General features: G+C 66.4%; 9 protein-coding genes. 2 read left to right on the top strand and 7 right to left on the bottom strand.

Annotation, left to right across the window (positions count from 1 at the left end; translation table 11 throughout):
- Positions 1 to 103 precede the first annotated feature (103 nt).
- The 7 genes from BM252_RS09135 to prpB all read right to left on the bottom strand — a co-directional run bounded on the left by BM252_RS09135 (position 104) and on the right by prpB (position 10,215).
- The gene (locus BM252_RS09135) at positions 104 to 1,768 is read right to left on the bottom strand and encodes a cation acetate symporter (RefSeq protein WP_093386531.1); all 1,665 of its coding nucleotides are present in this window, start codon (positions 1,766 to 1,768) and stop codon (positions 104 to 106) included.
- Complete coding sequence (locus tag BM252_RS09130; protein ID WP_093386528.1) at positions 1,765 to 2,073, bottom strand: DUF485 domain-containing protein; 309 nt, start codon at positions 2,071 to 2,073, stop codon at positions 1,765 to 1,767. Before BM252_RS09130 ends, BM252_RS09135 begins: the two co-directional genes overlap by 4 nt.
- Positions 2,074 to 2,260: 187 nt before the next feature.
- The gene (locus BM252_RS09125; RefSeq protein ID WP_093386525.1) at positions 2,261 to 4,150 is read right to left on the bottom strand and encodes a propionate--CoA ligase; all 1,890 of its coding nucleotides are present in this window, start codon (positions 4,148 to 4,150) and stop codon (positions 2,261 to 2,263) included.
- 114 nt (positions 4,151 to 4,264) lie between these two features.
- Positions 4,265 to 5,455 carry a 2-methylaconitate cis-trans isomerase PrpF gene (gene prpF / locus BM252_RS09120; RefSeq protein ID WP_093386523.1) on the bottom strand — a complete coding sequence of 397 codons (1,191 nt, stop codon included), beginning with the start codon at positions 5,453 to 5,455 and terminating at the stop codon, positions 4,265 to 4,267.
- A gap of 1 nt (position 5,456) precedes the next feature.
- The gene (acnD, locus tag BM252_RS09115) at positions 5,457 to 8,051 is read right to left on the bottom strand and encodes a Fe/S-dependent 2-methylisocitrate dehydratase AcnD (RefSeq protein ID WP_093386520.1); all 2,595 of its coding nucleotides are present in this window, start codon (positions 8,049 to 8,051) and stop codon (positions 5,457 to 5,459) included.
- A complete protein-coding gene (gene prpC / locus BM252_RS09110) occupies positions 8,051 to 9,205 on the bottom strand; it encodes a bifunctional 2-methylcitrate synthase/citrate synthase (RefSeq protein ID WP_093386518.1) in 1,155 nt (384 codons plus the stop codon). The genes acnD and prpC overlap by 1 nt, the downstream gene beginning before the upstream one ends.
- 122 nt (positions 9,206 to 9,327) lie before the next feature.
- Positions 9,328 to 10,215: a methylisocitrate lyase gene (prpB, locus tag BM252_RS09105; protein ID WP_093386515.1), complete on the bottom strand. Its 888-nt coding sequence runs from the start codon at positions 10,213 to 10,215 to the stop codon at positions 9,328 to 9,330.
- 270 nt (positions 10,216 to 10,485) lie between these two features.
- On the opposite strand from prpB, the gene prpR reads away from it, so the two are divergent.
- Together prpR and BM252_RS09095 are read left to right on the top strand one after the other, a co-directional pair.
- Positions 10,486 to 12,195 carry a propionate catabolism operon regulatory protein PrpR gene (gene prpR / locus BM252_RS09100; protein ID WP_093386513.1) on the top strand — a complete coding sequence of 570 codons (1,710 nt, stop codon included), beginning with the start codon at positions 10,486 to 10,488 and terminating at the stop codon, positions 12,193 to 12,195.
- A 155-nt stretch (positions 12,196 to 12,350) separates the two neighbouring features.
- Entirely contained in the window at positions 12,351 to 13,241 is an 891-nt protein-coding gene (locus BM252_RS09095) for an alpha/beta fold hydrolase (protein ID WP_093386510.1), read from the top strand.
- The last annotated feature ends 4 nt before the right edge of the window (positions 13,242 to 13,245 follow it).

Raw genomic sequence — 13,245 nt, 5'->3', positions numbered from 1 at the left:
TGTTTGACCATTTTGCCTGCCGACGCCATGCTCTAAATCACCTTCAAAAACGACAACGCCCGGCGAGCCGGGCGTTGTCGTTGCTACCAGATTGCTATTTACCTCAGTGGGCGGACGCTCCAGCGGCGCCGATGCCGGTCTCGGAGCGCATCTCCTGCGCCTCGTAGCCGGCCCGGTCGATGCGGGCGCGGTCGCTCTTGTCGAGGACGGAGAACAGCCAGATGCCGACGAAGCCCGCCGTCATCGAGAACAGTGCCGGCGAAGCGTAAGGGAACAGCGCGTCGTGGTGACCGAGCACGTCGACCCAGACCGACTTCGACACCACCGTCAGCGCGACCGCCGTGGTCAAGCCCATGAAGCCGCCGATGGTGGCGCCGCGGGTGGTGCAGTCTTTCCACAGCACGGACATGAACAGCACCGGGAAGTTGGCCGAGGCGGCGATGGCGAAGGCCAGCGAGACCATGAAGGCGATGTTCTGCTTCTCGAAGGAGATGCCCAGCACCACGGCGATGATGCCCAGCGCGATGGTGGTCAGACGCGAGACGCGCAATTCGCTGGCGCCGCTGGCTTTGCCCTTCATGAAGACGGTGGCGTACAGGTCGTGCGAGACGGCCGAGGCGCCGGACAGGGTCAGACCTGCAACGACGGCCAGGATGGTGGCGAAGGCGACTGCCGAGATGAAGCCGAGGAAGACGTTGCCGCCGACCGCTTTGGCCAGGTGGATCGCCGCCATGTTGTTACCACCGAGGAGTTTGCCGGCGGCGTCCTTGAACTCGGGGTTGGTGCTCACCAAAACGATGGCGCCGAAACCGATGATGAAGGTCAGGATGTAGAAGTAGGCGATCCAGGTGGTGGCCCAGAAGACCGACTTGCGTGCCTCTTTGGCGCTAGGTACGGTGAAGAAGCGCATCAGGATGTGCGGCAGGCCGGCGGTGCCGAACATCAGCGCCATGCCGAAGGAGATCGCCGAGATCGGGTCCTTGATGAAGGTGCCGGGGCCCATGATGGCGTCTTTTTTGGCGTGGATTTCGACCGATTTGGCGAACAGCGCCTCCGGGCTGAAGTTGAACTGGGCCAGCACGACGAAGGCCATGAAGGTGGCGCCACCGAGCAGCATGACGGCCTTGATGATCTGCACCCAGGTGGTGGCGGTCATACCGCCGAACAGCACGTAGATCATCATCAGCGAACCGACCAGCACGACGGCGATCCAGTACTCCAGGCCGAACAGCAGCTTGATCAACTGGCCGGCGCCGACCATCTGCGCGATCAGGTAGAAGGCCACCACGACCAGCGTGCCGGAGGCGGAGAAGATGCGGATCGGCTTTTGCTTGAAGCGGTAGGCGGCGACGTCGGCGAAGGTGAAGCGGCCCAGGTTGCGCAGGCGCTCGGCCATCAGGAAGGTGATGATGGGCCAGCCGACCAGGAAGCCGATGGCGTAGATCAGGCCGTCGTAACCGTTCAGGAAGACCGAGGCGGAAATGCCCAGGAAGGAGGCGGCGGACATATAGTCGCCGGCGATGGCCAGACCGTTCTGGAAGCCGGTGATGCCACCACCGGCGGTGTAGAAGTCGGATGCCGACTTGGTTTTCTTGGCGGCCCACTTGGTGACGAACAGCGTGAAGACGACGAAGGCGCCGAACATCAGGATCGCGGTCCAGTTGGTCGGCTGCTGGTCGGCCTGGCCCAGGTCGGCGCCGGCGGCCAGCGCCGCGCCGGACATGGCCAGCAGCGTCAAGGAGGCGAGGAGGCGTTTGGCGGCGTTCATGCTTTCACCCGTTCCTGGATGGCGTGGGTCAGATCGTCGTACTCGCTGTTGGCGCGGCGGACGTAGAAGCCGGTGACGAGCACCGTGAAGACGATGACGAACAGCCCAATCGGCATCCCCCAGGTCATCACGCCGGCACCGGTCTTGGTGCTCAGCAGTTCCTTGTTGAAGGCGATCAGCAGGATGTAGCCGTAGTAGACGGCCATCATGCACCAGGTAAGCGCCCAACCGAACTTCGAGCGGGCGGTCACCAGCTTTCGGTAGTTGGGATCGCTCTTAATTTTTTGAACCATATCGTCATGCATTTTGCGTCTCCTTTTTATGTCTATTTTTTGCTCTTTTCTGCGAGCTTGAACCCAGCGTATAGGCCGAGACTTACCGGCCCCTTACGCGCAGAAGAAGCGGCATAAAAAAAGCTCCTCGCGTTGGCACGGGAGGAGCAGGAAAACAACGCCCGCCGCCATTGGCGCGAACGTCATCAAACGGGCGGCGTCAGACCAGCAGCGCGCTCTTGATTTGTTGTAGCGAGGCGGGGTCCTCGATGGCCGTCAGGTCGCCCGGATTGCGGCCCTCGCAGATGGCCTGGATCGAGCGGCGCAGCAGCTTGCCGGAGCGCGTCTTGGGCAGCTGCGGCACGAAGTAGACCCGCGCCGGGCGCGCCACCGCGCCCAGCTGGTGGTCGACCACGCCCATGATCTCGCGCTCGAGCGCCTGCCGCCCCTCGGCCGTGGCGATCTGCTCGGGGTGCTTGACGATGGCGAAGGCGATCGCCACCTGGCCCTTGAGCTTGTCCTCGACACCGACCACCGCCACCTCGGAGACGTTGGCGTGGCTGGAGATGGACTCCTCGATCTCGCGCGTGCCGAGGCGGTGGCCGGCGACGTTGATGACGTCGTCGGTGCGGCCGAGGATGAAGTAGTAGCCGTCGGCGTCGCGCACGCCCCAGTCGAAGGTGGAGTAGACCTGCTGGCCGCTGAAGGTGTTCCAGTAGGTGTCGACGAAGCGCTGGTCGTCGCCGTACACGGTCTGCATGCAGCCCGGCGGCAGCGGGCCGTCGATCACCACCACGCCCTTCTCGTTGGCGCCACACTCCTCGCCGGTGGACTCGTTGAGCAGCTTGACCTTATAGCCGTACATGGCCACGCCGGGGCTGCCCAGGCGGGTCGGCTTGTCCTCGACGCCCTTGGCGATCGACAGGATGGGCCAGCCGGTTTCGGTCTGCCAGTAGTTGTCGATGATCGGCACGCCGAGTTCGTCGGAGATCCACTGCGAGGTGGTCTCGTCGAGCGGCTCGCCGGCCAGGTACAGCGCGCGCAGCGAGGACAAGTCGTACTTGCGCATGAACTCGGGCGGCTGCTTGCGCAGCACGCGGATCGCCGTCGGCGCCGAGAACATCCGCGTCACCTTGTACTTCTCGACGATGCTCCACCAGATGCCGGCGTCGGGGCAGATCGGCAGGCCCTCGTACATGATGGTGGCCATGCCGGCGATCAGCGGACCGTAGACGATGTAGGAGTGGCCGACCACCCAGCCGATGTCGGAGGTGGCGAAGAAGGTCTCGCCGGCCTTGCCACAGAAGTTGTACTTCATCGACGAGGCCAGCGCCACCGCGTAGCCGCCGACGTCGCGCTGCACTCCCTTCGGCTTGCCGGTGGTGCCGGAGGTGTAGAGGATGTAGGACGGCTCGTTCGATTCGAGCCAGGTGACGGCCACGCTGGCGTCGAGGTGGGCGGCGCGCAGGGTGGCGTAGTCGACGTCGCGCCCTTCCACCAGCGCCATCGGCGCCAGGCCGCGGTCGACCAGCAGCACCTTGGCCGGCTTGGCGGCGGACAGGTCGATCGCCTCGTCGAGCAGGTGCTTGTAGGGGATGGCCTTGCCGTTGCGCGAGCCGGCGTCGGCAGAGACGATGAGCACCGGCTTGGCGTCGTCGATGCGGCTGGCCAGGCTGTTGGCGGCGAAGCCACCGAACACCACCGAGTGGATGGCGCCGATGCGGGCGCAGGCCAGCATGGCGAAGGCCGCCTCGGCGATCATCGGCATGTAGATCAGCACGCGGTCGCCACGGCCGACGCCCAGCGCCAGCATGACGGCGGCGCAGCGTTCCACCTCGGTTTTCAGTTCGTTGAAGCTGTAGGTTTTTTCGGTGTTGGTCTCGGTCGAGATGGCGATCAGCGCCGCCTGCTCGCCCTGTGTGGCGCACCAGCGGTCGACGGCGTTGTGGCACAGATTGGTCTGGCCGCCGACGAACCACTTGGCGAACGGCGGGCGCGAATAATCGAGCACTTGGGTGTAAGGGGTGTTCCAGTCGATCAGTGTCGCCTCATCGCGCCAGAATTGTTCAGGCGTGTCGATAGAGCGCTGATAGAATTCAGCGAATTTCATGTCTCCTCCGTTGTTCGTGCAAATCGATAGCGGTCGCGGTCAGCACAGCTGGCCCGGCCGGTGCGGCTGGCGAACTTCAGGTCGGAAGAGACGAGAAGTTCGCTGCCCTATTTCTTAGAATGCATCGCCGGGTACGCGGACCCAACCTTCCATCAACACGCGGGCGCTACGGCTCATGATGGCCTTGGTCACGCTCCAGTCGCCGCCGGTTTGGCTGGCTTCGGCGCCGACCATCAAGGTGCCGGACGGGTGGCCGAAGCGCACCGCGTTGCGCGGACCGCCGCCGGCCGCCAGGTTCACCAGCGTGCCGGGAATGGCGGCGGCGGTGCCGATGGCCACTGCCGCCGTGCCCATCATGGCGTGGTGCAGCTTACCCATCGACATGGCGCGCACCAGCAGGTCGATGTCGCCCGCCTTGACCGCCTTGCCGCTCGACGAAACGTAGTCGGCCGGCTTGGCGACGAAGGCCACCTTGGGCGTGTGCTGGCGCTTGGCCGCCTCGTCCAGGTTGGCGATCAGGCCCATGCGCAGCGCGCCGTGGGCGCGGATCGTCTCGAACTTGGCCAGCGCGGCGGCGTCGAGGTTGATGGCGTCCTGCAGCTCGGTGCCGTTGTAGCCGATGGCTTCGGCGTTGACGAAAATGGTCGGAATGCCGGCGTTGATCATGGTGACCTTCAAGCTGCCGATGCCGGGCACCTCGAGCTCGTCGACCAGGTGGCCGGTCGGGAACATCGAGCCGCCGGCGCCCTCCTCTTCCGCCGCCGGGTCCATGAACTCCAGCTTGACTTCGGCGGCCGGGAAGGTCACGCCGTCGAGTTCGAAGTCGCCGGTCTCCTGCACCGCGCCGTCGGTGATCGGCACGTGGGCGATGATGGTCTTGCCGATGTTGGCCTGCCAGACCCGCACCACGGCCACGCCGTTGTGCGGAATCCGCTCGGGATCGACCAGGCCGGCGCTGATGGCGAAGGAGCCGACGGCGGCCGACAGGTTGCCGCAGTTGCCGCTCCAGTCGACGAAGGCCTTGTCGATGGCAACCTGGCCGAACAGGTAGTCGACGTCGTGGCCGGGCTGCGCGCTCTTCGCCAGGATCACCGTCTTGCTGGTGCTCGAGGTGGCGCCGCCCATGCCGTCGGTTTGCTTGCCGTAGGGGTCGGGGCTGCCGATCACCCGCAGCAGCAGCGCGTCGCGCGCGGCGCCGGGCACGCGCGCCACTTCCGGCAGATCCTGCAGCCGGAAGAACACGCCCTTGCTGGTGCCGCCGCGCATATAGGTGGCGGCGACTTTGATTTGCGGTGTGTGGCTCATCTTAGGCCGCCTTGGTCGATTCGAGGAAGTCCTGGGCGAAGCGTTGCAGCACGCCGCCCGCTTCGTAGATGGAGACTTCCTCGGCCGTGTCGAGACGGCAGGTGACCGGCACTTCGACGCGCTCGCCGTTTTTGCGGTGGATGACCAGGGTCAGCGTGGAACGCGGGGTGCGCTCGCCGACCACGTCGAAGGTCTCGGTGCCGTCGATGGCCAGCGTGTTGCGGTCCACGCCGGGCTTGAACTCCAGCGGCAGCACGCCCATGCCGACCAGGTTGGTGCGGTGGATGCGCTCGAAGCCTTCGGCGACGATGGCTTCGACACCGGCCAGACGCACGCCCTTGGCCGCCCAGTCACGCGACGAGCCCTGGCCGTAGTCGGCGCCGGCGATGACGATTAGCGACTGCTTGCGCTCCATGTAGGTTTCGATGGCTTCCCACATGCGCGTCACTTGGCCTTCCGGCTCGATGCGCGCCAGCGAACCGGCCTTGACCTTGCCGTCGACCTTGACCATCTCGTTTTTCAAGGTCGGGTTGGCGAAGGTGGCGCGTTGCGCGGTCAGGTGGTCGCCACGGTGGGTGGCGTAGGAGTTGAAGTCCTCCTCCGGCAGGCCCATCTTGGCCAGGTATTCGCCGGCGGCGCTGTCGAGCATGATGGCGTTCGACGGCGACAGGTGGTCGGTGGTGATGTTGTCGCCCAGGACCGCCAGCGGACGCATGCCCTTGAGCGGACGGGCGCCGGCCAGCGCGCCTTCCCAGTAAGGCGGACGGCGGATGTAGGTGGTCTGCGGACGCCAGTCGTACAGCGGGCTGACGGAGATGCCGTCGTCGGCCTGCTTGGCGAACATCGGAATGTAGACCTTGCGGAATTGCTCGGGCTTGACGCTGGAGGCGACGATGGCGTCGATCTCCTCGTCGCTCGGCCAGATGTCGTGCAGGCGCACCGGCGTGCCGTCGGGGGCGTGGCCGAGGATGTCCTTCTCGATGTCGAAGCGGATGGTGCCGGCGATGGCGTAGGCCACCACCAGCGGGGGCGAGGCCAGGAAGGCCTGCTTGGCGTAGGGGTGGATGCGGCCGTCGAAGTTGCGGTTGCCGGACAGGACGGCGGTGGCGTACAGGTCGCGCTCCACCACTTCCTGCTGGATCACCGGATCGAGCGCGCCGGACATGCCGTTGCACGAGGTGCAGGCGAAGGCGACCACGCCAAAGCCCAGCTGTTCCAACTCGGGCAGCAGCTTGGCTTCCTGCAGATACAGCTCGACGGTTTTCGAGCCTGGCGCCAGCGAGCTTTTCACCCACGGCTTGCGCGTCAGGCCGAGGCGGTTGGCGTTGCGCGCGATCAGGCCGGCGGCGATCATGTTGCGCGGGTTGTTGGTGTTGGTGCAGCTGGTGATGGCGGCGATGATGACGGCGCCGTCCGGCATGCGGCCAGGCTCGTTCTCGACCACGCCGCTGATGCCGCGCGCGGCCAGCTCGGAGGTCGGCACGCGGTTGTGCGGATTCGACGGGCCGGCGATGTTGCGCACCACGGACGACAGGTCGAAGGTGATGACGCGCTCGTATTCGGCGTGCTTGAGCGTGTCGGCCCACAGGCCGGTCTCTTTAGCGTACAGCTCGACCAGTTTGACCAGCTCGTCGTCGCGGCCGGTCAGCTTGAGGTACTTGATGGTCTGCTGGTCGATGTAGAACATGGCGGCGGTGGAGCCGAACTCCGGCGCCATGTTGGAGATCGTCGCGCGGTCGCCCAGGGTCAGATGGGCGGCGCCCTCGCCGAAGAACTCCAGGTAGGACGAGACGACTTTTTGCTTGCGCAGGAACTCGGTCAGCGCCAGCACGGTGTCGGTGGCGGTGATGCCGGGCTGCGGCTTGCCGGTCAGCTCGACGCCGATGATGTCGGGCAGGCGCATCCACGAGGCGCGGCCCAGCATCACGCTTTCCGCTTCCAGGCCGCCGACGCCAATGGCGATCACGCCGAGCGCGTCGACCATCGGGGTGTGCGAGTCGGTGCCGACCAGGGTGTCGGGGAAGGCGACGCCGTCCTGCACCTGCACCACCGGCGACATGCGCTCCAGGTTGATCTGGTGCAGGATGCCGTTGCCGGGCGGGATCACGTCGACGTTCTTGAACGCCTTCTTGGTCCAGTTGATGAAGTCGAAGCGGTCTTCGTTGCGGCGGTCCTCGATGGCGCGGTTCTTGTCGAAGGCGTCGGGGTCGAAGCCGCCGCATTCGACCGCCAGCGAGTGGTCGACCACCAGCTGGGTCGGCACCACCGGGTTGACCAGCGCCGGGTCGCCGCCCTGCAGGGCGATGGCGTCGCGCAGGCCGGCCAGGTCGACCAGCGCGGTCTGGCCGAGGATGTCGTGGCAGACCACGCGGGCCGGGAACCACGGGAAGTCGAGGTCGCGGCGGCGCTCGATGAACTGCGACAGCGAGGCGTTCAAGGTGGCCGGATCGCAGCGGCGCACTAGGTTCTCGGCCAGCACGCGCGAGGTGTAGGGCAGCTTGTCGTAGGCGCCGGGCTGGATGGCGTCGACGGCGGCGCGCGTGTCGAAGTAGTCGAGCTTGGTGCCCGGCAGGTTTTTACGGTGTAGGGTGTTCATTATTGGCGGTCCTTGATCGGCACGAATTTCAGGTCGTCCGGGCCGACGTAGTTGGCGCTCGGGCGGATGATCTTGTTGTCGATGCGTTGTTCGATGATGTGGGCGGCCCAGCCGGAGGTGCGGGCGATGACGAACAGCGGCGTGAACATGGCGGTCGGCACACCCATCATGTGGTAGGACACGGCGGAGAACCAGTCCAGGTTGGGGAACATCTTCTTGATGTCCCACATGACCGTTTCCAGGCGCTCGGCAATGTCGAACATCTTGGTCGAACCGGCTTCCTTCGACAGCTGGTGCGCCACTTCCTTGATGACCACGTTGCGCGGGTCGGAGATGGTGTAGACCGGGTGGCCGAAGCCGATCACGACCTCCTTGTTGGCGACGCGGTTGCGGATGTCGGCCTCGGCTTCGTCGGCGTTCTCGTAGCGCTTCTGGATCTCGAAGGCGAACTCGTTGGCGCCGCCGTGCTTGGGACCGCGCAGCGCGCCGATGGCGCCGGTGATGGCCGAGTGGATGTCCGAACCGGTGCCGGCGATGACGCGGCTGGTGAAGGTGGAGGCGTTGAACTCGTGCTCGGCGTAGAGGATCAGCGAGATGTGCATCGCCTTGACCCAGGATTCGGACGGCTTGTGGCCGTGCAGCAGGTGCAGGAAGTGGCCGCCGATGGAGTCGTCGTCGGTCTCGACTTCGATGCGCTTGCCGTTGTGGCTGAAGTGATACCAGTACAGCAGCATCGAACCGAAGGAGGCCATCAGGCGGTCGGCGATGTCGCGCGCGCCCGGCGAGTTGTGGTCGTCCTTTTCCGGCAGGGTGCAGCCGAGCACGGAGACGCCGGTGCGCATCACGTCCATCGGGTGGGCCGAGGCCGGCAGGGATTCGAGCGAGGCCTTGACGGCGGCGGGCAGGCCGCGCAGCGATTTCAGCTTGCCCTTGTAGCCTTTGAGTTCGGCGGCGTTGGGCAGCTTGCCGTGCACCAGCAGGTAGGCGATCTCTTCGAACTCGCAGACCGGCGCCAGGTCGAGGATGTCGTAACCGCGGTAGTGCAGGTCGTTGCCGGTCTTGCCGACCGAGCACAGGGCCGTGTTACCGGCGGTGACGCCGGACAGGGCGACGGATTTTTTCGGCTTGAAGCCGGCGACTTGTTCAACACTCATGTTAGCTCTCCAGAATTCGATATCTATTTTTTAGGTGGCGTAAGGCGCCCGTTCTTTTTAACCCCTAGTGCAAAAGCCGGGGTCTGACCCCGTACGGGGTCAGACCCCTTGCGCATTGGGGTTTATTTTTTCTGCGCGGCGAACAGCGCGTCCAGCTTCTGCTCGAAGCTGTGGTAGTTGATGCGCTCGTACAGCTCCATGCGGGTCTGCATGGTGTCGACCACGTTCTGCTGGGTGCCGTCGCGGCGGATCGCGCCGTAGACGTTTTCGGCCGCCTTGTTCATGGCGCGGAAGGCCGACAGCGGATACAGCACCAGGCCGACATCGGCGCCGCGCAGTTCGTCGACGGTGAACAGCGGGGTCGAGCCGAATTCGGTGATGTTGGCCAGCACCGGAACCTTGACCGCCTTGGCGAACTGCGAGTACATCGCCAGGTCGGTGATCGCTTCCGGGAAGATCATGTCGGCGCCGGCTTCGACGCAGGCGATGGCGCGTTCCAGCGCCGACTCCAAACCTTCGACGGCCAGCGCGTCGGTGCGCGCCATGATGACGAAGTTCTCGTCGGTGCGGGCATCGACGGCGGCCTTGATGCGGTCGACCATCTCCTGCTTGCTGACGATCTCTTTGCCCGGACGGTGGCCGCAGCGCTTGGCGCCGACCTGGTCTTCGATGTGGATGGCGGCGGCGCCGAACTTGATCATCGACTTGACGGTGCGCGCCACGTTGAAGGCGGACGAGCCGAAACCGGTGTCGACGTCGACAAGCAGCGGCAGGTCGCACACGTCGGTGATGCGGCGCACGTCGGTGAGCACGTCGTCGAGGTTGGAGATGCCCAGGTCGGGCAGGCCGAGCGAACCGGCGGCGACGCCGCCGCCGGACAGGTAGATCGCCTTGAAGCCGGCGCGTTTGGCCAGCAGCGCGTGGTTGGCGTTGATCGCGCCGACCACCTGCAGAGGGGATTCTTCTTGAACGGCTTTGCGGAAGGCGGCGCCTGCGGAGTATTGGCTCATGTTGGACCTTTCAGGTGTGCGAATAATGGCTGTGAAATTCGATGGGTGCTGCGTCGTGCCGGCTTGTGGCCGGGCGTTGCGATCTACATTGCAAGGGACGTGCCACCTTCGACGGTTTTGCTGAGAAAAATCAAAACCTCCGCGAAATCAGTCACTTGGCACCGGCCGACGTTTCAAATTGCTTGAGTGATCAAGTAATTTTCCACTGTAGCGTGTTTCATTCTTGTTTCATCGTGAAACACTGCAACACGAATGGATTACAATTGAAACATGCGCCACGCCACCCCACTCCCCGTCGACAGCGTCGACAAGCCGGTCATCTGGACCGTTTCCGTCTCGCGCCTGTTCGACCTGTTCCGCGACATCACCCTCGAATACGACGACCTGGCCACCATCGAGCCGATCAACCTCGGCTTCGACGACGCCGCCCGCCACATCCGCGAGCGCATGGCCAGCGAGCGCTGCGACGCCGTCATCGCCGCCGGCTCGAACGGCGCGTATTTGAAGGGCCGCCTGTCGGTGCCGGTGATCATCGCCAAGGCCAGCGGCTTCGACGTGATGCAGGCGCTGGCGCGGGCGCGCCGCGTCTCCGAGCGCATCGGCGTGATCACCTACCAGGACCCGATGCCGGAGCTGGCCGAATTCGCCGCCACCTTCGGCTTCCCCATCGCCCAGCGCACCTACGCCACCGAGGAGGACGCGCGGGCGCAGATCAACGACCTGAAGGCGGCCGGCGTCCAGGCCATCGTCGGCGCCGGCTTGATCACCGACCTGGCCGAGGAGGCCGGGCTGACCGGGGTGTTCGTCTACTCGGCCGCCTCGATCCGCCAGGCCTTCGACGACGCGCTGGAGATGGCCCGCCTGACCCAGCTGGAGGCCGGCCGCAGCCGCCGCGTGGTGGTGGCCGACACGCTGCGCGCCAAGCACGGCCTGAACGACCTGCGCGGCGAATCGGCGGCGATGGAGGCGCTGCGCCAGTCGGTGGTGCTGTACGCGAAGTCGCCGGCGACGGTGCTGATCCAGGGCGAGACGGGCTGCGGCAAGGAATTGGTGGCGCAGGCGATCCACCGCGAGAGTCCGCGCATCCTCGGGCAGAACCGGCCCTTCGTGGCGGTCAACTGCGGCGCCATCGCCGAGTCGCTGCTGGAGTCCGAATTGTTCGGCCACGAGGAAGGCGCCTTCACCGGCGCCCGGCGCGGCGGCCACGCCGGCCTGTTCGAGGCGGCCAACCGGGGCACGCTGTTCCTCGACGAGATCGGCGAGATGCCGCTGACCCTGCAAACGCGGCTGCTGCGCGTGTTGGAGGAGCGCGAGGTGGTGCGGGTCGGCGGCACGCGGCCGATCGCCGTCAACGTGCGCATCATCAGCGCCACCCACTGCGACCTGGAGCAGCGCGTGCGCGAGGGCCGCTTCCGCGCCGACCTGTTCTACCGGCTGGCCGTGCTGCGCCTGGCGCTGCCGCCGCTGCGCGCGCGCCAGGACGACGTGGTGGTGCTGGCCGAATGGTCGCTGAAGAACGCGCTGGCGGCGCTGGGCGCGCGGCCGCATCCGAACCTGCACGCCGAGGTGCTGGCCTGCGCGCCGCTGCTGCGGCGCTACGACTGGCCGGGCAACGTGCGCGAGCTGCGCAACCTGACCGAGCGGCTGGCGCTATACCTGGCGGCCGAACCGCTGCAGGCGCTGACGCCGGCCTTCGTCGCCGGCGTGGCGCCGGAGCTGCTGGCCGGCGGCGGCGCCTTCACACCGTCCAACGCGCCGTTCGCGCCGGGGTTGGCTGGCGCCGCCACGCCCGCCCTGCCTTTCGCCACGCCAACGGCAGCAGGCACAACTGCGGTGGCGATGCCGTCGGCCGCCGCGCCGGAGAGCGCGACACAGGTGCTGGCCCGCTTCGGCGGCCGGCGCGACGCCGCCGCCGAGCACCTCGGCATCAGCCGCACCACGCTGTGGCGCAAGCTGCGCGCCGAGCAGCAGCCGGACTAGCCGCGAACGCAACGGCAACCGAAGCGGGCGCGCCGGACCGCCCGCAGCCAGCCCAAGCGCGCCGCTCATCCTCGTTTTCTACCGCTGGTCCGGCGCCGCTGGCGGGCGCCGCCGCGCGTCGATAGCATGCGTCATCCCAAGCAAGGAGACACCGCATGCACTGCTCACCGATCCGCAAACTGCTCGCCACCATCGCCGGCCTGCTGCTGGCCCATTCCCCAGCGCAGGCCGCGACCCAGCCGACCGCCCACCCCGCGTTCCAGGTCGAGGTCAGCGGCAAGGGCCAGGCCGTCATCCTGATTCCCGGCCTGGCGTCCGCCGGCCAGGTGTGGGACGGCACCGTGCAGCACTACTGCGCGCGGCAGCAACGCCAGTGCCATGTGCTGACCTTGGCCGGCTTCGCCGGCGTGCCGGCGATCGACACGCCGCTGCTGGCCAGCGTCGAGCGGCAGCTGAGCGACTACATCCGCGAGCAGGGCCTGGCCCAGCCGCTGGTCATCGGCCACAGCCTGGGCGGCTTCGTCGGCCTCAAGCTGGCCAGCGACCATCCCGAGCAGGTCGGCCGCCTGGTGGTGGTCGATTCGCTGCCGGCGCTGGGCGCGATCCAGGTGCCCAGCATGAGCGGCGAGCAGCTGCGCCAGATGGCCGCCGGCATGCGCGAGAACATGCTGCGGCAGGAGCCGGCCGCCTTCCGCGCCAGCCAGATGCAGTCGCTGCGCACCATGGCCAGCCAGCCGGCCGACGTCGAGCGCATCGCCGGCTGGGGCCAGCGCTCCGACCGCGCCAGCGTCATCGAGGCGATGGCGCAGATGCTGGCCGACGACCTGCGCCAGGACATCGCCCGCATCAAGGCGCCGACGCTGGTGCTGGGCACCTGGATCGCCTACAAGGACTATGCGCCGAAGGCCGCGTTGGAGGCCACTTTCCGCCAGCAGTATCAACAGCTGGCCGGCGTGAAGATCGAGCTGAGCGACAGCGCCCGCCACTTCATCATGTACGACGATCCGGCCTGGATGTATGATCGCATCGACCAATTCATTAAGTAACGAC

It is taken from the genome of Rugamonas rubra (assembly GCF_900114705.1).
GTDB lineage: Bacteria > Pseudomonadota > Gammaproteobacteria > Burkholderiales > Burkholderiaceae_D > Rugamonas > Rugamonas rubra.
Note: the sequence above shows the minus strand (reverse complement) of the source record. Positions and strands in the feature narration are given on the sequence as shown.